This is a genomic window from Bacillus thermotolerans (assembly GCF_000812025.2).
GTDB classification, from domain to species: Bacteria; Bacillota; Bacilli; order Bacillales; family Domibacillaceae; genus Quasibacillus; species Quasibacillus thermotolerans.
Window position 1 is genome coordinate 1 of the sequence record NZ_JWJE02000062.1, and the last position, 20,326, is coordinate 20,326.

Annotated in this window: 23 protein-coding genes and 1 rRNA gene; 2 read left to right on the forward strand and 22 right to left on the reverse strand. The window is 41.7% G+C overall.

Annotated features, from left to right (window positions below; all coding sequences use genetic code 11):
- Positions 1–194: 194 nt before the first annotated feature.
- From QY97_RS16690 to QY97_RS16715, 6 genes are all read right to left on the reverse strand, one after another.
- Positions 195–488 (reverse strand): DNA alkylation repair protein, encoded by a 294-nt coding sequence (locus QY97_RS16690; protein ID WP_082090242.1) that lies wholly within the window; start codon positions 486–488, stop codon positions 195–197.
- 349 nt (positions 489–837) lie between these two features.
- The gene (locus QY97_RS16695; RefSeq protein WP_125444186.1) at positions 838–1,806 is read right to left on the reverse strand and encodes a hypothetical protein; all 969 of its coding nucleotides are present in this window, start codon (positions 1,804–1,806) and stop codon (positions 838–840) included.
- Between the two features lie 5 nt (positions 1,807–1,811).
- Positions 1,812–3,044, reverse strand: coding sequence for a glycosyltransferase family 2 protein (locus QY97_RS16700; protein ID WP_039236017.1), 1,233 nt, complete (start codon positions 3,042–3,044; stop codon positions 1,812–1,814).
- A 4-nt stretch (positions 3,045–3,048) separates the two neighbouring features.
- Positions 3,049–3,819 carry a hypothetical protein gene (locus QY97_RS16705; protein WP_039236020.1) on the reverse strand — a complete coding sequence of 257 codons (771 nt, stop codon included), beginning with the start codon at positions 3,817–3,819 and terminating at the stop codon, positions 3,049–3,051.
- Positions 3,820–4,068: 249 nt separating this feature from the next.
- Positions 4,069–5,718 carry a catalase gene (locus QY97_RS16710; protein ID WP_039236022.1) on the reverse strand — a complete coding sequence of 550 codons (1,650 nt, stop codon included), beginning with the start codon at positions 5,716–5,718 and terminating at the stop codon, positions 4,069–4,071.
- A 396-nt stretch (positions 5,719–6,114) separates the two neighbouring features.
- Complete coding sequence (locus tag QY97_RS16715) at positions 6,115–7,512, reverse strand: alanine/glycine:cation symporter family protein (RefSeq protein ID WP_039236025.1); 1,398 nt, start codon at positions 7,510–7,512, stop codon at positions 6,115–6,117.
- A gap of 205 nt (positions 7,513–7,717) precedes the next feature.
- Between QY97_RS16715 and QY97_RS20880 the strand changes: the two genes are divergently transcribed.
- A complete protein-coding gene (locus QY97_RS20880) occupies positions 7,718–7,942 on the forward strand; it encodes a hypothetical protein (protein ID WP_232506368.1) in 225 nt (74 codons plus the stop codon).
- A 249-nt stretch (positions 7,943–8,191) separates the two neighbouring features.
- Here the strand turns inward: QY97_RS20880 and QY97_RS16720 are convergent, their stop codons facing one another.
- From QY97_RS16720 to QY97_RS16760, 9 genes are all read right to left on the reverse strand, one after another.
- Positions 8,192–9,196, reverse strand: a complete 1,005-nt coding sequence (locus tag QY97_RS16720; protein WP_039236028.1) for a C40 family peptidase — start codon at positions 9,194–9,196, stop codon at positions 8,192–8,194.
- 231 nt (positions 9,197–9,427) lie between these two features.
- The gene (locus QY97_RS16725) at positions 9,428–10,123 is read right to left on the reverse strand and encodes a response regulator transcription factor (protein ID WP_040037913.1); all 696 of its coding nucleotides are present in this window, start codon (positions 10,121–10,123) and stop codon (positions 9,428–9,430) included.
- Between the two features lie 52 nt (positions 10,124–10,175).
- Positions 10,176–10,769 (reverse strand): redoxin domain-containing protein, encoded by a 594-nt coding sequence (locus tag QY97_RS16730; RefSeq protein ID WP_039236030.1) that lies wholly within the window; start codon positions 10,767–10,769, stop codon positions 10,176–10,178.
- 4 nt (positions 10,770–10,773) lie between these two features.
- The gene (locus QY97_RS19695) at positions 10,774–11,388 is read right to left on the reverse strand and encodes a hypothetical protein (protein WP_052725932.1); all 615 of its coding nucleotides are present in this window, start codon (positions 11,386–11,388) and stop codon (positions 10,774–10,776) included.
- Complete coding sequence (locus QY97_RS16740) at positions 11,385–11,789, reverse strand: OsmC family protein (RefSeq protein ID WP_039236031.1); 405 nt, start codon at positions 11,787–11,789, stop codon at positions 11,385–11,387. The genes QY97_RS19695 and QY97_RS16740 overlap by 4 nt, the downstream gene beginning before the upstream one ends.
- Positions 11,790–11,860: 71 nt before the next feature.
- Positions 11,861–12,937: a sensor histidine kinase gene (locus QY97_RS16745; RefSeq protein ID WP_046128798.1), complete on the reverse strand. Its 1,077-nt coding sequence runs from the start codon at positions 12,935–12,937 to the stop codon at positions 11,861–11,863.
- Positions 12,924–13,619, reverse strand: a complete 696-nt coding sequence (locus tag QY97_RS16750; RefSeq protein WP_039236034.1) for a response regulator transcription factor — start codon at positions 13,617–13,619, stop codon at positions 12,924–12,926. The genes QY97_RS16745 and QY97_RS16750 overlap by 14 nt, the downstream gene beginning before the upstream one ends.
- An 18-nt stretch (positions 13,620–13,637) precedes the next feature.
- A complete protein-coding gene (locus QY97_RS16755) occupies positions 13,638–14,351 on the reverse strand; it encodes a cytochrome c biogenesis CcdA family protein (protein WP_082090241.1) in 714 nt (237 codons plus the stop codon).
- 189 nt (positions 14,352–14,540) lie between these two features.
- A complete protein-coding gene (locus QY97_RS16760) occupies positions 14,541–14,936 on the reverse strand; it encodes a YgaP family membrane protein (RefSeq protein ID WP_039236036.1) in 396 nt (131 codons plus the stop codon).
- A gap of 230 nt (positions 14,937–15,166) precedes the next feature.
- On the opposite strand from QY97_RS16760, the gene QY97_RS20755 reads away from it, so the two are divergent.
- Positions 15,167–15,343 carry a hypothetical protein gene (locus tag QY97_RS20755; RefSeq protein WP_166701709.1) on the forward strand — a complete coding sequence of 59 codons (177 nt, stop codon included), beginning with the start codon at positions 15,167–15,169 and terminating at the stop codon, positions 15,341–15,343.
- A gap of 139 nt (positions 15,344–15,482) precedes the next feature.
- Here the strand turns inward: QY97_RS20755 and QY97_RS16770 are convergent, their stop codons facing one another.
- The 7 genes from QY97_RS16770 to rrf all read right to left on the reverse strand — a co-directional run bounded on the left by QY97_RS16770 (position 15,483) and on the right by rrf (position 20,088).
- Positions 15,483–15,869 (reverse strand): DUF302 domain-containing protein, encoded by a 387-nt coding sequence (locus QY97_RS16770; protein ID WP_408606295.1) that lies wholly within the window; start codon positions 15,867–15,869, stop codon positions 15,483–15,485.
- Between the two features lie 244 nt (positions 15,870–16,113).
- Entirely contained in the window at positions 16,114–16,890 is a 777-nt protein-coding gene (locus tag QY97_RS16775; protein ID WP_039236041.1) for a sulfite exporter TauE/SafE family protein, read from the reverse strand.
- 47 nt (positions 16,891–16,937) lie between these two features.
- Positions 16,938–17,168 carry a sulfurtransferase TusA family protein gene (locus QY97_RS16780; protein WP_039236044.1) on the reverse strand — a complete coding sequence of 77 codons (231 nt, stop codon included), beginning with the start codon at positions 17,166–17,168 and terminating at the stop codon, positions 16,938–16,940.
- A gap of 229 nt (positions 17,169–17,397) precedes the next feature.
- On the reverse strand, positions 17,398–18,531 hold the full coding sequence (locus tag QY97_RS16785) for an MBL fold metallo-hydrolase (protein ID WP_039236046.1): 1,134 nt from the start codon (positions 18,529–18,531) through the stop codon (positions 17,398–17,400).
- A 31-nt stretch (positions 18,532–18,562) separates the two neighbouring features.
- A complete protein-coding gene (locus QY97_RS16790) occupies positions 18,563–18,952 on the reverse strand; it encodes a DsrE/DsrF/DrsH-like family protein (RefSeq protein WP_039236048.1) in 390 nt (129 codons plus the stop codon).
- A gap of 17 nt (positions 18,953–18,969) precedes the next feature.
- Positions 18,970–19,536, reverse strand: a complete 567-nt coding sequence (locus tag QY97_RS16795) for a sulfurtransferase TusA family protein (protein ID WP_039236052.1) — start codon at positions 19,534–19,536, stop codon at positions 18,970–18,972.
- Positions 19,537–19,972: 436 nt separating this feature from the next.
- A 5S ribosomal RNA gene (rrf, locus tag QY97_RS16800) occupies positions 19,973–20,088 on the reverse strand.
- Between the last annotated feature and the right edge of the window lie 238 nt (positions 20,089–20,326).

The window sequence follows — 20,326 nt, forward strand, 5'->3', positions numbered from 1 at the left end:
CCGGCTTCTTCAAGAAGAGCTGGCCACGGCTTAAGATTTCCGTGTCTCATACACCGCTGGAACGGCGGGGTGTGCCTGCCGATGCTGCGGCGTCGGGTACTGTTTTTTAACAGTAATGGAGGGACAGTAAGCCCTGGGAACAGCCAGGCAAGTCCTGATGAAGCAGGAATTCTACGACGACAAGTCTTAGGGTTTTACTGCCCGAAAGGGCCATAGAATCCCGCGACTTTAGTCGTGGGAGGTTCAAATTCACGCTCCGGAAGATCCCAAAGCATAAAAATAACATCCCGAAGCTTCTCTTTTGGAGGCAATCCGTTTTCCTTTATAAATTGGTTCGTTAATTTCCGGCGGATAGGCGCCCGAATACCTAAAAATTTGAACTGGTTTCTTAAATAGTTTTTGGACCACTCTGCGTACTCATTATCAGCATGAGCCGAATATGCAGTGACAAGCCCTTGAACATAGGCGTTTAAAGATGCATCTGTCATCCATATAGCCACCTTTCTGTTAGCTGTTTTCCTTATTATAAAAAAAGAAGCAACTCCCCGCTTCCCCAAACGGTTCATTGCTTCTTTTTTCGCCAGCCTTACCGGCTGACCCATATGTATAGTTTTAATGAATCCCCTTTGTTAAACATACTCCTTGTTTAACTTTCTCCCATCCTATTCTACCTTTGCTAGATAGAGTGATGACTATACATGTCATCTGATCTGTCTTTATTATAATTGAAAGCGTTTTCCATTTTCAATCTTTTTCGCTAGTCAAATTTCGACACATTTCATTTTACGGCAGGCAAAAGCCACCAATTGCCTGGCAACTGGTGGCTTAACTGGGCCTTTAAGGAGCATTCCATATTAAATCAAAGAAATGAATATGATCAAATTGGTGATCTTTTGGATTCACTAACTGAAATCCTTTGTGCTTCCATTTTTCCGCCAGCTCTTCCTCTCCTTTTAGCAAAGCCCATTCAGCAGCTATGCCGTAAACAGCCCCCGATTCTATTCCATTCCCTTTATGGGAATTCCGGTCGTACCTTCCCGAAATGGCCTGATGCTTTTCCCATTCAGATACTAACCATTGCCAGAACTCATGGTTATCCCCTTTTTCCTTCTCCAGCTGAATGGCGATCAGCAATTGATCCACCATATGCACTTCATCTGATTCAATAAATTTCTTCTCTTTCACATCATAGAATTCCGGATAGAAAGGATCGCTCCGTGTGGAAGCCTCAAGGTACAGACGATCCATGCTAGTTAGTCGAAGCGCGTCCTCCTCTCTCGTTCCGTAGCTTAGAACAACCCTTTCGCTTGCGGCCTCCTGTTCCCAATCATAAAAGTCGACAATTAAGCCGTTCTGGACCTGATATTTTTTCAAGGTGTCTGCTATTTTATTAAATAACGGATCAGCCGGCCCCAGCACCGATAAGATCCGTGCATCATCAATCCAGGCGTTAACAGATGCTTGTTGGTCCCCCTCCACTCTCCACGATAAAAACACATCAGAGGCGTGTTCATAAGCAAATTCGCTTTGTACCGTTTTTCTCAGCTCCTGCACTTCTTCTTCTCGGTTATGTCCAGAGAGCCATTTCATATACAAGCCCATGGACTCAAGGAGGTACTCTTCGTTTTCTTCTGTTCCATACGACCGAATCTTCCCTGAATCGTCCATGTAGTACTGATGGACGATACGAATAAACTCTTCTTCCGACCATGCAGCCTCCGTATCTTTTTGCATCACCCCGCACGCCACCACACTTCCCGATAAAAGAGTCATCAATCCCACTGCGATCAGCCATTTGTTGAACATGCTGGTTATACCGCCCGCTTTTTAAAGCGATTCGTTTTATCCCATTTAATAGTCTCTTTTTTGACTAGCCGTTTCCAGAAATAGATCGACATACTTCGGGCAAGAAGGACGATAAATAACTGAGCATACGTGAAATACATGATTAGGGCGACTCCCACTTTAATCGGTGATATTTCCCGATCTACTACAATAGCGCCGATTAGCTGGGAGGTGTAAACAATATAGCTCATAAACCAGAACATAAGCACAGGAGCTGTATAAATAGGTTCAAATAAATCAAGAAGGCTTCCGACGAAGAGGATATGCGAAAACAGCAGCAGCAAGGCAAACAGCAAATAGACTGTTAAATGCTGAATCGAATGATGAAAGGCTTTCTTCCTCCAAAACTTAGGGGAGATAAATAACTTTTCAAGCAAGTAAATATTGCCGATTAACCACCTTGTGCGCTGCTTAATGAAGGTCTTTATGTTTTCGGGCTCTTGCTCCCATGTCTTTGCTTCCGCGGCGACGGGGATCAAATATCCGTTTGCCGTTAGCCTGATCGTCAGCTCCGCATCTTCTGCTAAGGCATATACATCGTAGCCCCCGGCTTCTTCAATGACCTTACGTCTTAATAGCATGTTCGTACCGGCTAAGGAGCCAATTTTAAAGAGCTGCCATCTGCCGCATTGCATCAACAGCTGAAAGACTTGAAATTCCAAGGCAATCATTTGTGTTAACAGATTCTTGCCTGCGTTCTTTGTCTTTACATATCCTACAGCTCCTGCCGCTCCTGGTGTCGTCTCAGCCTTCTCTACCAGCAGCCGCACAGCATCTGGATCGGGCTCGTTATCGGCATCATAAACTAAAAAATAGTCCGATTGAATAAAAGAAAGGCCGTAGTTCAACACGCGGGATTTTCCTTTAGGCTCGCCAGGAGGAACGGGAATATAGTGGATACGGCTGAATGTTTGCTGAAAATCCTTGCCGATTTCGGCTGTATTATCTTTGGAGTTGTCGTCCAGCAAATAAATATTCAACTCTCCCGGATATTCCAGCCGGCTCATCGCACTTAATGTATCTTGAATGACCACCCCTTCATTGTGGGCAGGGATTAGAATAGATACAGACGGATATTCTTCAAGTATGGTTCTATGCTCTTTTTTAGAGCGATAATACACGCCTGCCAGCGTTAAAACCGAATAGAAAATTAATAGACTCCAGAAGAAAGCCATGATAATGGTTAATAGGATATTCATTCTGTTAAGCTCCCTTTCGACCTATTAATTCATCTAACTTCTTCTCAAGGTTTTCGACTTCAAAAAAGTGGACAGAGTAAGGCATGGAAACAAAATTAAGATTCTTTCTTACGTTTTCCTCAAGACGGCTGATGACGATATCCCGTCCTGCCGGAGTCGTTCCTTGAAGCAAAATTAATACTTCTTCTTCTGTAGGAGAAGTGATAAGGTCGAAGTTGGTTCGGATCGTATGAAGGCACACTTTCGCGAATTCCTGTCTTAAAGAGGCTTTCACTGACATTGGAATGTGTTCATTCATTCTGAAGTACAGCAATTGCCCCTTCTCTCCCCGGCGGCGCATAGCTGTCTCAATTAACAAGCCCCTCTCTTTGAACTCCTGGAAGGATAAAGCTTTTGTTTGTTCATCAAACTTTTCAAGATAATGAAGCCGTGCTTGCATTTCTTGCATCTTTTGATAAAGAGCTTTTAACTCGTGAATAATGAGCCAGTTCAATAATAAAGAGGAGGTTAGTAACAGGTGAGCAAGAATCAGTTGATATTGCCCTTCATTAAATATTTGGTAATTGATCGAATACACAGTCAAGCCGAAGCCGTACGCAAGAACAATTGATAGAAAGATTAAAAAGTTGAACATCGTTTTAAGAAACATCATAGTCAGGAGGGACAAGATAATGATCATCGTCTGAATAAGAAAGACCGGAGCAGGAAGCAACAGCTGAGCAGCAATACAAATAGCCCAACACGCCATGAGGATATATAAGCGGTAATTTTTCATTTTTGTCTCCTTTAAAGTGCTTAACTTGATCTTTGGACTCTCATTTTTTGACTTTGTCGGACGGAAAAAACTGATAAAATCTTACCAAATTATAACTTTCAATTTATGTAAATAGCAACTTATTTTTCCACCTATTTATAAAAAATCTTACCAATGGCCCCGCCTGCACAGATGGCATAAGTACAAAAAAATGCCCAGAAGTCAGGGTTCACTGAACTTCTGGGCATTTCTTGCATCTTCGTCTCATTCTTAATAAGGATCGGCCTCGTGTCCTTTATCCGCTGCATCTTGAGCAGCTTCATTTGCGGCGATGGAGCCTTGTCCGTATTTAGACTGGCCTGATTCACGGCCTGGGACGTTATCTTCCTTCTTCATTTTTTCAAGTTCTTTCATTTTCTTTTCGATGCCTTCCTTCACGCGGCGGCCGTAGTCTTCATCCGCTTTTGTGAAATGCTCAATCATAGCATCCTGGATGCGTTTGTCACATACCGCAAGCGCATTGGACAAGTTTTTGATTAGCTCGTCACGCTCCCAGTCCTCGAAGCTGCGATACGTGTCGCCTGCTTGACCATAATTGTTCGGACGGTCAATTGGCGCGCTCATTGCTTCTGCATTATACGTTGGACGGTGCGGTACGCGTTCTTCTTCGCCCGCTTCCTGATAGCCGCCAAGCATAGATGGCTCATAGTTGATATGTGGATTCTCACCAGACTCTTTCGGATCGCGGTGATCCATTTGGCCACGGTGCTGGTTCGTGCGGACTGGCGTTTTCGGCGCATTTACCGGCAGCTGCAAATAGTTTGCACCTACGCGGTAGCGCTGCGTGTCAGAATAAGAGAAAGTACGGCCTTGCAGCATTTTATCATCAGAGAAGTCCATGCCATCTACAAGAACCCCTGTACCGAAAGCGGCTTGTTCAATCTCCGCATGATAGTCCACTGGATTGCGGTCGAGAACCATACGGCCCACCGGCAGCCACGGGAACTTATCCTCTGGCCAAAGCTTCGTATCATCAAGCGGATCAAAATCAAGCTCTGGATGATAACCATCCTCCATGATTTGTACAAACAGCTCCCATTCCGGATAATCTCCGCGCTCAATGGCTTCATACAGATCCTGTGTTGCATGAGAAACGTTCTTCGCTTGAATCTCGTCCGCCTCTTCTTGAGTTAAGTTGCGGATGCCCTGTTTTGGTTCCCAGTGATACTTCACGAGCACCGCTTCGCCTTTAGCATTCACCCATTTATAGGTGTTAACCCCAGAACCCTGCATGTGGCGGTATGTGGCTGGAATGCCCCATGGAGAGAACAGGAATGTAATCATATGCGTAGCTTCAGGTGAGCGGGACACGAAGTCAAACATGCGCTCAGGATTCGGCACGTTCGAAGCGGGGTCCGGCTTAAATGCGTGAATCATATCAGGAAACTTCATGGCGTCCCGGATAAAGAAGATTTTCAGGTTGTTCCCAACAAGATCCCAGTTTCCATCTTCTGTATACATTTTTACCGCAAAACCACGCGGATCCCGCGCAGTTTCTGGTGAATCCTTCCCTCCTGCTACAGTAGAGAAACGGACCAAGAGCGGTGTTCTCTTCCCGGCACCTGAAAATACTTTCGCACGAGTGTACTTTTCTACCGGCTCATCCCCGACTTTTCCATAAGTCTCAAAATAACCGAATGCACCAGCGCCTCGTGCATGTACAACGCGCTCTGGTACCTCCTCCCGGTCAAAGTGGGAGATTTTTTCGATAAAATGATAGTTCTCAAGTGTTGCAGGACCGCGGTCACCAATCGTTCGAATGTTCTGATTGTCTGTTACAGGGTGTCCCTGCCGTGTTGTCAACGTTTCCCGTTTCACATCTTTTTCATTTGAAGCATTTTTATCTTTGTTTTCTGCCAAAATGAAAACCTCCTCGGAATTTATCGCCCCTGCCCGATCTAAACACTTTTACAGGGCAGCATATTTTATAATCACTATCATTATGTAATTATTATAATGTAATTATTGATTATTTTATATGTTGATGTTCAAAAGGACAAATAATATACTCACTCCTATTCATTTTTCTCATCAACCTGTACCCATTATCATTCAGAAAAATTTCCCATATGTATAATACCCCTCAGCATTCCCTTTAAACCTTCTAACTGCGGATAAACAGCGGGTGACTAAAAAGTCATAGAAAAAGACCATCCACCGGATGGTCTTCCATCAAACTAACTACTAATATATCTTCTTATTCTAGCAGCTGAATAGCCGCTGGGGAAACGTTTAAATAGTTCAATTTCAAACTATTCATTTTTGAGCCTTTTTGTAATCTGCCTCTACTACAGTGTGTTTCTTTTTATAAACACGCTGGAAATAATCATTCGTTATTTCTTTAACTTCCTTGTTCAGGAATAAAAGAGCCAGCACATTGGGGATGATCACAAGAGCTAATAAAATATCAAGGAATTGCCAAATCAATTGAAGTCCGCCAATGGCGCCGACGAAAATAGCAGCAATATAGACTAACCTCATAAATTTTGAGAATGCTGTTCCAAACAAGTACTCCGCTTGCTTCTCTCCATAATAAATAATGACAATGACCGTTGAAAGCACAAACATAAATAAAGCAACCGACATAAACGAACCAGCAATGTTGTCGCCAAATACTTCCGCCCATGCGACTGTCACCATGTTTGAAGCCTGCGCTGGTGCCACTTCTGTCCATGCACCTGAACTTAAAATAACAATAGCCGTCATCGTGCAAATGATTAATGTATCAACGACTACCTCAAACACTCCCCAGAACCCTTGCTTAGCAGGATGGTCAATTTTTGCGGTTGCATGAGCAATCGGAGCTGTACCCATCCCGGATTCATTGGAATACACACCTCTCGCTAACCCCCAGCGAATAGCTGCCGCCACTCCCGCTCCAGCAAACCCGCCAGCAGCAGAAATCGGTGTAAAAGCATATTCAAAAATCATAGCAAACACACTTGGAATCATAGAAGCATTCGCGATCACAACAGCAAGTGAGCCGATAATGTAAACTCCGACCATAAATGGGATGAACTTCTCCGTTATTTTTCCGATACGAGTAATTCCACCATATACAACTACACCAATTAACACCATCACGATTCCGCCAGTAACAGCCGGATGCACATTAAACGCCCCTTGAATAGTGGTCGCTAAAGAATTAGACTGTACCATGGTGCTGGCGATTACTTCGATCATCAGAGCGAAGGCGAAAAAGGCAGCCAGCGGCTTCCAGCCTAATCCTTTGTCAATGTAGTACATCGGTCCGCCAACCCATTCGCCTTCCTCATTCTTCTCTCGGTATTTCACTCCTAGTACGACCTCCGAGTACTTAGCGGCCATTCCGATTAAGGAAACGACCCACATCCAAAAAATAGCACCAGGACCGCCAAAGGCGATCGCTACGGGCACCCCGATGATGTTAGCCGCTCCTACAGTCGATGCTAAGGCTGAAGTTGCCGCTTGGAAAGGAGTTAGCGACCCCTCAGACGAATCCGGCTTGCTGAAGATTTTCCCGAACGTCTGCCTCATAATATGCGGAAAATATCTAAACTGAAAAAAGCCCAATCGAATCGTGAGAAAAATTCCTCCCCCTAGTAAAAGGAGCATCATGGGCAATCCCCAGATAATGCCTGTAATCTTCTCAATCCCTGCTGTAAAATTCTCCACTTGTTTTCCCCCTCATATATAGTAACCAGCGATTATGATAGCGCTTTCAACGGTAAATTACATACCCCTTCGCTACTCTATCAACCTCCTATATACCCTTTATTCCATAATTCGGAATTATCTTCTATTTTCTGACTTTATTATATTTAGAAAACAAATCTTTGTCTATGAAAATTTTGTATTTTTCGTCAAACCTAATTATTAGGTGTCAGAAATCACTACTGATAAGGTCAGACCGTTTACTCAGCTGGCTCTTCCATCGACACTTGATGAAGCGCTCGATCAAACAAAACGGATGCTCGTTCGCAATTCTTACCAAACGAATCAATCCTCGCGGAAGGTAGCTAGTGATCTGGGAATCAGTCAGACGAAAGCATCTAGATTAATCAGAGAGTACTGCGCCGATTTAGTGTCTAAGAAGGATTCGTAGATCCTCTTATTCATAGAGAAAAGCCCAATTCTTTATTTATAAAAAAGAATTGGGCTTTTTTATAGCTCAACAGATCATTGATTTATATTCAGTTAAGCTTACCAAGATAGAATGTCAGTGTTTCGATATTTGCTTAGCGTTAATTAATTCTAGATAACTATCATATAAAGATATCTTTATTAGAAGAAAAAAATATTTCTTTTTAAAAAGAAATATAAGCTCAGGTCTAATGACCAGAGCTCACTAATTTTATTGTGTATTCATAGCATTATAGACACCCACGGTAAACGCTTCACGTGTTGCATAGTGGGTGCCGTAAAATTTGTCTCCCTTGAAAAAGCCTGTTTGATCAATCGATGTCATAGTAACAATTCCGTTATATGCCCAATGATCGGGGCGAATATCCTCATATTCAATGTGGGCACTGGCTGTTTGTGATGCCTTTAATTCAAACGCACGCTCGAGAATGGCAGCCATCTCGTTACGTGTCATATTGTCATTCGGCCGGAATGTTCGGTCTTCAAAACCGTTTACAATGCCTGCTTCACGGATTGCTGCAATGTCATACGCAAAGCGGTATGATTTTGGTACGTCCGTAAAGTGACTCATTACCTTAGGCTTTAGTTGAAGGACACGGTTTATAATCGCTGCTGTCTGTCCTCGTGTAACCTTTTCATCAGGACGAAATGTAGCATCTTCAAATCCTGTAATAATTTCTTTCTCTGACATCTCTTTAATAGCTGCATAAGTAGCAGACGCTTCCGATACATCTGTAAACCACTCAGGTATGTTCTCTTCTTCAAGAACACGCTTGGCTCCAGCATATTTTGGTCCCCAGTACGGATCATCCATAGAGACAAGAGCTACTCCTTTACTGGTTGTCGCATTCAGGACCATATCGTTTCCCGCATATACACCAACATGAGAAATCCCTTTTCTATATGTATTCTTATAAAAGATCAAATCGCCTGGCTGGAGATCACTTTTATCTACAGAAGTACCAATTTTATATTGTTGATCAGTTGTACGTGGAATAGATACACCTGCCTCATTTTTATAAACGTATTGAGTGAAGCCAGAACAATCAAACCCGCTTGGTGAGGTGCCTCCCCACACATAAGGAACAGACATAAATTGTTTGCCATACTCTACGATTGATGCTCCTATAGAGGTAGCTTTTGCCTCCATAGACCCAAACGTGGCAACCATAAAAAATATCGTGGCTGTCATAACCACCATCAGCATTCTCTTCATATTTCCATATTCCCCCTGAAAAACTATTATTATCTATATCTTCATCTTATCAGATCAAGGGGAGACGTTATTTTAATTTATAATTACAAGTTCCTTGTTAATAGGGGGTTTTCGTATAGTTTGCACGAAGACTGCACATAGATGTAACAAGCTAGTAACTTACCACTCATAAAAAAAGCTGCTAAATGCGAAGTTCGCATTTAGCAGCTTTCCAGATATCACACCTTCTCTTTAAATAGAAACAAAACATGCTTCATCATTTTTCCAACGGTAGCCAACTCCTCTTACTGTTCTTAAATATTCAGTGGCAGGAAACCCAACCTCCCGAAGCTTTGCTCTTATATTTCGAATATGAGAGTCAATCGTCCGTGTATCAATATGATGGTGACCAGTCCAAAAATGTAAAAGCAGACGCTCTCTTGTTATTACTTGATTAGGATGGCTCAAAAAATATTCCATTAGGGCATATTCTTTCTGCGTAAAGGTCAATAAGGTGTTGTGGTATCGCACTTCTAACCGCTCACGATTGACCACAAGCCCTTTGAATTCCAATTCTTCCGTGCCGCTTCGGGGACTTCTCCGCAGGTGAGCCTCCATTTTTGCTAAGAGAAGACCTTCCCCCATCGATTTGATCATAAAATCATCTGCACCCGCCTGCAAACTCTGCAGGATAAATGCTTCGTCGCAACCCTCTGTAAAAAGTACTACCGGAACAGATGAATAATCTTTTATTTGCTTGCATAATTCAATCCAAGAAGATGATGATACGGCAGACAAAACAATTAGATCTGCACACCGGTTACTTACTGTACAAAGTGTTTCACTAGAAAGACCACTCCGAATACACGATATATTATGATCATTGATCAGGGTACATAATTCTTCTGACAGGGCCGGCTCCTCCTCTATCAATAATATCGTGTACAAACAAAACCGCTCCCTTCCCTCATAGTTAAAGCTCGGATGTTTGAAAAATGATTTACTGGATGCTTTCTGTTAAGTCAGCCATCATATTTTCATCCATCGGACCGATAATCTTTTGTGTAATAATCCCGTTTGAATCAATGACATAACTGGTGGGGATGGTAAAGGCCTGATATTGTGTCCCAATGGTCCCTTTCTCATCAAGTGGGATATCAAAAGACAGGCCGTATTCTTTTACGAAACTTTCAATTTCTGACCTTCCATTATCTAAGTCTGTCAAGTTGACAGCCACTATTTCCACACCCTTATCTTTGTTTTCTTCATAAAAGTTTTGCATATGGGGCATTTCAGCCTTACAAGGCGGACACCAGGTGGCCCAGAAATTCAAGATAACCTTTTTCCCTTGGTAATCAGATAGTTTTACTGTTTCACCGGCTAAAGTCGTTAGTTCGAAGTCAGGTGCAGGCTTGCCCTCCTGCACCTCGGAAAGATCTACACCGGGGACGTCTTCAGTCGCTGTCACACTTTCACTGGCAGCTAGATCCGTACTTTCCTCATTCGTTTCTTTATTCTGTGGGTTCCATACATTTACTGCTATAATCGCAACAGCTAATAAAATGATAGCGATAGACAAAAGGTTTTTATTCAAGTATTTATCCCTCCTTGTTAGCTTTTTCATTAAGAATGGATATCGTTAGGCCTAGCCAGGCAAAGGTGATTGCTTCTATAGAAAGAATTGTATGAAAAAGGCTGATAAGCAACATTTCCACTAATATGAAGAGAATCAACAGCTGACCAGACAAGCGTTGTTTTTTCTGCTGTTGCGCTCTCAGCAAAACTAGAAGACTCGCTAATACAACCAGGTGGCTAACGGCCCCTATGTAATTTGCTTCTGAAAAGCGAATGATCGCTTCGTAACAGATAAAATAAAAAAGGAAAAGCCGAGCCGAAGCTTTATAGATAGAAAGGCCTTTCTTTGCACCCAATACAAGGAGATAAACGAAGAGAGCGGCTAATGCCAACACATGTCCTTTTGTTCCGCCATTAAAATAAAGAATGGAGAAAGGGTGATCTAAAAACAAACCCGGATGAAAGATAATATAACTTAGCTTCCATACAATGAAGTAAAGAAAAAAGCTGTTCCAATACCAGTCGCCTATTTTATCACGTGCAACTATCTTTTCTATAGCTGGAGCAACAAAAAGCGCAGCGACGGCTGCAAGCCATATGGCTGGGATCGACAAATTCCCAAATTGAAGATAATTCAATAACGATCACTGTCGAGACAGGCCATCCTCACAACAAACTTTACCTCTATTGACTGCATAATGGATTGAATCATCCCACAGTTCTTGACTACTAAATCGGCCATTTTCTCTGCCTGCTGCTCTGTAAAAGCCTCTTTCGTATGGACAAAGGCTGTCAAAGAAAGCTGTTCAATCCGGTTCGCGTAATCCGGATTTCTAACCGAAGAGACTTTGATTTCAAGTCTTTGATAAGGCTGTCTCTTTTTTTGCAAGATAGTCTGAAGCAAGCTGCCGCTGCAGCCCGCTAGAGAAGAGACAAATAACTCATATGGACGATATCCGCTTTTTTCACTAGGCGAAATAGCTAGCTTACCGAATGCTAAATCACTTCTCACGCGGTCGCTTTCAACCTTAAACTCCATATCCCCACCCCTTTCAATGAAAGTATAAATTCCCTTTGTTAAGAAATGATTAAAATCTCCACACTCGTGTATTAAACTTCTTTGCTGACTGCCTTTTCCAATGGAAGCTCTATCCAAAACGTATGACATGTACCGTCTGAATCGACCCCAATTTTTCCATGGTGGGCAGTGACGATACTTTTAGCAATGGCTAAACCTAGACCGGCTCCTTCGGCTTTTGTTGTTCTTGATTCCTCTAAACGGTAGAAACGCTCAAAAATGCGCTCTTTCTTTCCAGGATTAATAAATTGACCACGATGGGTAAATGAGATGGTGTATATGTTATCTTTAACTGTCCCTTTTATTTCCAGATGCTGTCCCGTGTTGTAGTCGAGAGTATTTTGAAGAATATTAGAAAGAACCTGCATGAGACCATCTTTATTCCCTAATAGGACAGCTTGCTCAATATGAACATCTACCTCTGAAAATTCATTATCCAGCTTTAACCGAAAAGCTGTAATCACCTCGGCAAGTATGTCACTAATGTTAAGCGGGTGAAACTTCTTTTCTGAAAAGTAACTGCCGTTATTCCAATAATTCATTTCTGTGATCAATTCAACGATTCTTGTAATCCTTTGGGATTCTTCAAGCAATGAACCAAATAATTTAGGATCTCCCTCAATGACTTCGTTTTCGAGCGCTTCAAGATAGCCATTTATGTTCGTTAAGGGGCTTCGAAGTTCGTGTGCGATATCTCGAAGCATTTCTTCCCGCTGCTCTTGAATGGTAAAAAGCTTTTCAGACATAGCATTGAAGTTTTGAACAAGCTTTTCCAATTCTCCTGATGTCTTCGTCTCTATTCTCTGAGGGATGTTTCCTTCTCTAATTTCACTTGCTGCAATAGACATTTTCTTAATCGGGCCGACGATTCTCCTCACCGTAAAATAATGAAACAGGCCAGCGATAACAAAAGCAAGGAGTCCAACCTTCCAAAGAAAACCATTCAACATATCAACAAGGTCCTGGCCCATAATCTGTTCAGAGTTGACCAGAAAACAAGCATAGTCTTTAACAGAAAAACCCGCTAAAAGAATGACAAGAAGAATAACGACGCTGTTTAAGGCCACTAGTCTCGACAATAGGTTGGACATTTGGTTATAAGGCCACAAATTTATACCCCATCCCCCTGACAGTTTGAATATAATCTTTTGGTGTTTTTTCTTTTATTTTTTCTCGCAAATGTTTAATATGGACATCAATCGTCCTTTCTGAGACGGCCTTTTCGTTATTTTCGTAAATAAATGTAAGAATCTGCTCCCTTGACAGCACTTGATTCGGATTCTGCATAAACATATGCAAGAGCTTGAACTCAAAGTGAGTTAATTCCAACTGCTCGCTATCCATCCACACTTCTCCTTTTATCGGCTTGATCGTCAGCCCCCCAAAGCTTAGCTTGCTGCACCGGCTGGCAGTTCTTCTTAAAATCACTTCAATCCTTACCATTAATTCCGCCGGGCTAAAAGGCTTCACCACATAATCATCAGCCCCTAACTTAAGCCCTTGGATTCGATCCTTTTCTGACACTTTAGCGGTAAGCATAATAATCGGCATCATGCTCTGAAAATCCTCGCGAACCCACCTGCATACCTCTTCACCGCTGATTTTCGGCAGCATAAGGTCAAGTAATAAAATACAAGGATCGTACCGCTTAATCTTCTCTTTCGCTTCCGAGCCATCCGATGCTTCAATTACTTCATATCCTTCTTTAAGTAAATAGACTTTCACAAGGTTACGGATTTTCGGATCATCTTCTACCAATAATACCGATTTTCCAATAAGATGCTGCTTCACAAAGAGACATCCTCCTTTTTATAATGAAAATAAACTATAGGCTGAAAGCCAGGCGCTGATTTTCTGTAGTTGCCCCGATAATACTAAAAATCCAAGACCCACCATGATTATGCCATTCAAAAATGCAAGCTTTGATAAATACTTGTTTATTTTTCTCATGGTTTTCAAGGAATAAGAGATCACAATTGTAATAATAAAGAATGGAACTGCCATGCCAAGAGAATAAGCTCCCAAAAGGAACACTCCCTGACCCAGAGTATCAGATGAGCTTGCTAGTAAAAGAATGGAGGAAAGAGCGAGCCCCACACACGGAGACCAGCCGCTGGCAAACGCCATTCCCAGCAGTACCGAGCCAAAGATATTTTTTGATGGATACTCAGCCTGAATCCTTTTTTCCTTCATGAAAAATTTGAAATTCAATAAACCAGCCATCTGCAAACCAAAAATAATAATAAGAAGGCCGGCTAATTGCATCACAAGAACCCGATAATCCATAAGTATTTGTCCAATAAAGCTTGCTGAGGCACCGAGCGCAATAAAGACAAGGCTGAAGCCAATGATAAACCCAATAGAACGCGAATAAAGCTTTGTACGGTTTACCTGCATTTTAGCATTTTCAATTTTTCCACCTGTTAAATGGGTAATATAAGCGGGTAAAAGAGGAAATACGCACGGTGAGAAAAAGGAAAGCACTCCTCCTATTAAAGCAAAAAATATACTGATATCATTCATACTATCCACTCCTTTTCCGCTATATTATGACCCCTTTCTGTTAATGTTTGATTAAAAATATTAAAATCATTAGGTAGCTGATTTTTGTTGAATTGATCGTGCCCTTCAATTAAATCAAACTCATCTGAAAAACTTCATAAGAAAAGTGAGCACTAGCCGATTCAGTGCTCACTTCCTTACAGTATGAAATTAGCGTTCCTCCAGCAATTTTATTAAAGCTATCTTTTCTTTATTAATTTCGCTGGAGGTCCTAATTTTCATTCGTCTGATCACTTCTAGAGGGGGACACCAGCCTTGAAGCGCATGCTGAAGGAGAAACCCACCGACAACCCCCGATAGGATTGCCCACTTTCGGTTTACTGTCAAAGCCAGTATACTGCTGCTCAGTACCAAGCTGGACGCATTTGCCTCAAGGACTCTTTCTGTATCCCATTCCCTGTTTAATTCATCAATCCTGGCTTTAATTTCTTCCCTGCTTTTGTCTCTATAAAATTTTATGTTTTCCTCAATTTGCGCTTCGATTTCTGCATTTATCTTAGGATTTGTATGTTCTTTCACTCTTTCTGTAGTCGCAGGCAGATGCATATGTTTGAATACCTCCTATTATCTAGAAATAACGAATGAAAGTAATTTTTTAACCTATAGCCGCAAAACATCTAAATCGCTTATTTAACTAGCCATCTCTCCGGTATATTGAAACTATAAAAAGATAGAACTAAAAATGTTAATAACACCTCATTGAAAATAAACTGATTTTCAGCTATAATCCTTATTAAGGATATAGGAATTAAAGGTTTTGAAGGAGGAGTTAGATGATGAACTTATTTAATCGCCTATTGAGTGAGAAATGTCCGTACTGCCGTAAAACGTTAGAAACTAGCAAATCTAATATTCGCAAAGGCATTGTTATTAAAGCCTGTCCAGACCAGCATTTTCAAAAGGAGTTTCATCCTGCTCTTGAAACGTATATTGAAAACAGAAAAACTTCATAATAAATTGCCTTTCTCCGAACGCCTTGACTAGCAGGTAAAAGCCCAACTATCTTTGTGCTTTGACAAAGAAATTGGGCGTTTATATTTTCTAGAACCTTGTTAGTGGATAGAAAGCCAGTCCATAAGCAGCCATTTACAATTACTGAGTCATTTCAATGCATCGAATTAACCGCTTTTCAATATCCTCTGCCATCGCTTTCAATTCATTATTTTCAAGCATACTAATTAAGGATGTCGGTTTCGGCATCCCTATTTTGGTTATTCCCTGGTCTTTATAAACAACGATTTTACAAGGGAGAAAGTATCCAACTAATTTGTTTTCTTTGATCACGCGCTCGGCTTCCTTCGGATTGCACACTTCAAGAACAAAGAACGGCTCTTCTAAGCCAAACCCTTTCTCCTCCAGCTTTTCCTTAATGTCAAATGTCCATAAAACACCAAAGGACTCCTTCTTTAAGCTATCCTCCAATGTTTGTATGCTTTCCTCTAATGACTTATTTGTTTCAACTGTAAAATGAAAATCCAACACTCTCATCCTTTCTCTACATTACATAGTGGGGTATTAATCCATACCCCCTTTCTTTTCATTTAACCATTTCATGCCCACATGCCTTAATGTCATTGGGTTATTCAGTACCTTGACTATGTAACCTCTTGTTGATTCAAAACCTGCTCATTTCTTTTTAATGTAACCTAAAACATGAAAAGGCCATCGCACAATTGTTAACGAAACGAGGCTGGAGACTCCTCTTGCCTGCCTTCTCTATAAGTTACAGGATATCCATCCAGATCTTTATAGCTGTCCCAAGGATCAGCAAGGCTAAGATGACCTGCAGCAATTTTGTGTTGACCTTTTTACCAGCCATCGCTCCTAATGGAGAAGCAATTAAGCTAGCCACTACCATCACCGCTGCTGGTCCATAATCCACTTGTCCCGTAGTGATTTTCCCAATTGTAGATCCGACCGATGAAATGAACGTAATGGCCAAAGAAGAAGCGATAGTCATCCTTGTCGGAATTTTTAATACAACCAGCATAATCGGCACTAGTAAAAAGGCTCCGGCTGCTCCAACGATTCCTGCTCCAATTCCCACAATCAACGAAAGGCCGGCGGCCAGCCATTTATTGAATGTGACTTGATCTAACGGAATATCATCTACCCCTTTCTTAGGTACAAACATCATAATGGCAGCTGCTAAAGCAAGAATTCCATAGATCAAATTGATGCCTTCTTCAGACATCAGCTTTGAACCATACCCGCCAATAAAGCTTCCAATTAAGATGCTGACTCCCATATAGACAATTAAGGATTTATTTAAATAGCCCCCCTTGCGGTAAGCCCATACGCCCCCGATTGTAGCAAAAAAAACCTGCACAGCACTAATCCCTGACACTTCATGGGCGCTGAATGCAGCTAAGCCAAACAATGGAGGAATATACAGAAGCATCGGATACTTGATAATAGAGCCACCAATCCCGAGCATTCCTGAAATAAAAGAACCGATGAAACCAATGAGAAAAATAACAATGATGAATCCTAATTCCATAATGCCCTCCTTTTCAAGAAAGGGAACCACAGCGGTTCCCTCTATAACTATTGGCCTTTTTTAATCCAGAACTTCAAGACATCGTTTTCTTCTTCATGTTTTACAAGCTCATGTCCACCGGATTTTGCCCAAGCAGCAAGGTCACTCTTTGCTCCTTTGTCGGTCGCATGAATCTCAAGCATCTGACCAGATTCGAGATCAGCCATAGCTTTCTTGGTTTTTACTATTGGCATTGGGCATGCCAGCCCTTTTGCATCTAATATTTTATTGGCTTCCATTCTTTACACCTCCGGCTTCTTTAATAAAATTAAATTAACCCTTTAGACAATTCTTCAGCATAGCCCCATTGTTGTGTAAACAGTAATAGCATTCATATAAAGCCCTTTCTTACTTATTGACACTAATTGTATAAAAACTCGGGCTACTCGTATTACAGCCCAAAGCAATTAGAACATAACCTATAATAAAAAGAGGGCCGACATCTCCCTCTTTTCATATGCTTTCCCATTAACGGACCGCACAACGATTTGGTCCGATTTCCATTTCTCTCTGCTGTTCTTCTTCTGGAGAGATTTTGCCCATGTTTGTTTCTCGTATTTCCTGATAAGAATTCGGCTGAGGAGGAAGGTTTTCTGTGACCGTCTTTCTGAATTCCTCTTCGCTATCAATATTTAAGCCGTGGTTTTGCTGATACAATACGCCCAGCTTCTCCGCTACGCTGCCATCATCATTCATTTCTTTAGCAGTCATAAAGTGAGCTGGAAGAACAATTAAATCATCAGTCAGCTCTTTATATCTCTCATACAGTGTGGTTCTCAAGTCTTTTACCCAATCTCCCGCTTTCCCGGCTAAATCGGGGCGTCCAATCGAATCAATAAACAAGATATCCCCTGTAAGCAGGTATTGGTCATCGACCACAAATGAGGTACTGCCAATAGTATGACCGGGAGTATAGATGGCCTTTAGCGTTGCTTTGCCTACTGTATACTCGTCCCCATCATGAATGTGATTATATTCAAACTGTACCTCTTCTGCATCCTTCGGCGGCAGGTAATAATCCGCCCCATGTTTTTCCGCGAGCTTTCTGCCGCCTGAAATATGGTCAGCATGCAAATGAGTATCAAATATATGAGTTAACGTGATGTTTTTTTCACTAATAAATTCTTCGTACGGGTTTAGCATACGATTTGTATCAATCATGGCACCCTTCCCGTCTGATACCACTAAATAGGATAAACAACCTTTTCCAATACGCACAAATTGATAGATCTCTCCGCCGTTCTTGAGATCACCGACCTTAATTGGCTCTAAATGCTCGCTCCATGCTTTCATGCCGCCTTCAATAGAATAAACGTTAGAAAAGCCTGCTTCTGCTATTTGTTCAGCCACAAATTCTGAAGAGCCGCCTTTGGCACAAATTACATAAATCTCTTGATCACTCGGTAACTTGTCCCGGATTGAATCAACCCCCTCAAGCAAATCAAAATACGGGGCATTAATGATATGAATATTTTTTCCTTCAATCTTCCAATCGTCAAAGTCATCTGTGTTTCTTACATCTAAAATAAATAATTCCTCGTGATTAAGAACTTTTCGTACTAAATCTTTTACTGATATTGTTTTTACCGATTCTTCAGCCATTTTTCCACTCCTTTCACAGTTATAAGGACCGTTAAAAGGTCAGGGTGACATCCGCATCTTGCGCATATGTTAAAAATGTTACTGCACCGCCAACGTCGATACCCTCCACGAAATGTTCTTTTTCCAGGCTCATCACATCCATCGTCATTTGGCAGGCAATCATTTTTACTCCCATCTCACTGGCCATAGAAACAAGCTCTTCAATCGATGGAATGTTTGCTTTTTGAAAGCCTTCCTGGAAATGCTCTTTTCCTGCAGGCAATGGAAGGTCTTTATGTGCTTCCTTATGAATGAGATTCAATCCCTCAAAGGTAAAAAAGATTCCGACCTCCGCATCAGTCGCTGCCGCTGCTGTTGCAATATTAAACACCTTATAAGCATCAAACATGCTGCCATTTGCTGCAATAATCGCTACCTTCATGTTCGGTTCCTCCTACTTTAATGTGTTTGTTTTATTTGGCCTTTCCATTTGTCCATACCTGGTACTACATTTTTAACATTTTTAAATCCTTTTTCTGTAAGCTGTTGAGAAGCTAGGTCACTGCGGGTTCCTGTGCGGCAGATGATGTGAATCTCTTCATCCTTATTTAACTCTTCGAACCGCTTCTCAAGTTCTCCCAATGGGATGTTAACCGCTCCTGGAATGTGGCCAAATGCATACTCCGCCGGCTCTCTCACGTCTAAAACAGTCACCTTTTCGTCTCTTTCTAATCGCTTTTGAAGGTCACTAAGATCTGTAAGGTGAGGGTGTTTAGCCTCTGCTTTTTCTTCATCTGTTCTTGATTTTCGAAGATAGTGCTTTAAAACATCTCCCTCTTCGATTGTTCCTAAGTATTGATTCCCCGTGCTCTGTGCCCAGGCTTTCATATCTGCTGTGGATCCTTTATCAGTAGCCTGCACTTCTACCACTTGCCCTGGTTGAAGATTGGCCATTTCTTTTTTAGTTCTTACGATGGGCATAGGACAAGCTAGTCCTTTGGCGTCCAGTATTTTATCAACGTCCATACTAGTCCCTCCATTCTTTCTTATCATTTTCTAGTTTCCCCTTTTAATTCTTTTTTAATCACGCCTATATATTAGGTTAGTTTAGCTTCTATACTATGCTTATCGCCCTTAACACGGCCCTTGACCTTCATAAAAATGAATGCTTTCGACTAATGCGTTCTTGCAAAGAAATATCATCGGCTCGTCGGCTAAATAATCATAAGAGATCATTTAAAAGCGAAGATGAAAGGCTGGAAGAACAAGTACAGGAAAAAAACCGAAAAACAAAAAGCCCAGACTCGTGTCAGAACGCGAATCTGGGCTTTTTGTAAATTAATGATACGGTGATTTACTTTAGAGAATTGGAACTCACCTCTTCATAACAAAGAGGTGTCCTTCGTTATATGTAAGAAAAATAAAAAAAACCCGTATTGTATGTACGGAGTTCTTTTGTTTTGCCTGGCAGCGTCCTACTCTCACAGGGGGAAGCCCCCAACTACCATCGGCGCTGAAGAGCTTAACTTCCGTGTTCGGGATGGGAACGGGTGTGGCCTCTTCGCTATAGCCGCCAGACTGTATAAGGTTGAAAGAACGTTGTTCTTTCAAAACTGGATAATATGCTTGGGAAGTAACCGGCAAAACCTTGCCATTTTGTTGTGTGTTGTCCAGCTCCGGCTCCTAGACACTCGAGTCAAATAACCGTCCGCTTCCAAGGCTTAGCGCCTCTCCAGCGTCCGAACATTTGCTTGTCGTGTCTATGCAGTCGCCTCTGCTTTTCTAATTAGGATAAGTCCTCGATCGATTAGTATTC

Excerpts from the sequence above, each read along its gene's own strand:
- QY97_RS16690 (WP_082090242.1), bottom strand. The coding sequence starts at position 488 with ATGACAGATGCATCTTTAAACGCCTATGTTCAAGGGCTTGTCACTGCA.
- QY97_RS16695 (WP_125444186.1), bottom strand. The coding sequence starts at position 1,806 with ATGTTCAACAAATGGCTGATCGCAGTGGGATTGATGACTCTTTTATCG.
- QY97_RS16700 (WP_039236017.1), bottom strand. The coding sequence starts at position 3,044 with ATGAATATCCTATTAACCATTATCATGGCTTTCTTCTGGAGTCTATTA.
- QY97_RS16705 (WP_039236020.1), bottom strand. The coding sequence starts at position 3,819 with ATGAAAAATTACCGCTTATATATCCTCATGGCGTGTTGGGCTATTTGT.
- QY97_RS16720 (WP_039236028.1), bottom strand. The coding sequence starts at position 9,196 with ATGAAGAGAATGCTGATGGTGGTTATGACAGCCACGATATTTTTTATG.
- QY97_RS16740 (WP_039236031.1), bottom strand. The coding sequence starts at position 11,789 with ATGGAGTTTAAGGTTGAAAGCGACCGCGTGAGAAGTGATTTAGCATTC.
- QY97_RS16755 (WP_082090241.1), bottom strand. The coding sequence starts at position 14,351 with ATGAATGATATCAGTATATTTTTTGCTTTAATAGGAGGAGTGCTTTCC.
- QY97_RS16760 (WP_039236036.1), bottom strand. The coding sequence starts at position 14,936 with ATGCATCTGCCTGCGACTACAGAAAGAGTGAAAGAACATACAAATCCT.
- QY97_RS20755 (WP_166701709.1), top strand. The coding sequence starts at position 15,167 with ATGAACTTATTTAATCGCCTATTGAGTGAGAAATGTCCGTACTGCCGT.
- QY97_RS16775 (WP_039236041.1), bottom strand. The coding sequence starts at position 16,890 with ATGGAATTAGGATTCATCATTGTTATTTTTCTCATTGGTTTCATCGGT.
- QY97_RS16780 (WP_039236044.1), bottom strand. The coding sequence starts at position 17,168 with ATGGAAGCCAATAAAATATTAGATGCAAAAGGGCTGGCATGCCCAATG.
- QY97_RS16785 (WP_039236046.1), bottom strand. The coding sequence starts at position 18,531 with ATGGCTGAAGAATCGGTAAAAACAATATCAGTAAAAGATTTAGTACGA.
- QY97_RS16790 (WP_039236048.1), bottom strand. The coding sequence starts at position 18,952 with ATGAAGGTAGCGATTATTGCAGCAAATGGCAGCATGTTTGATGCTTAT.
- QY97_RS16795 (WP_039236052.1), bottom strand. The coding sequence starts at position 19,536 with ATGGACGTTGATAAAATACTGGACGCCAAAGGACTAGCTTGTCCTATG.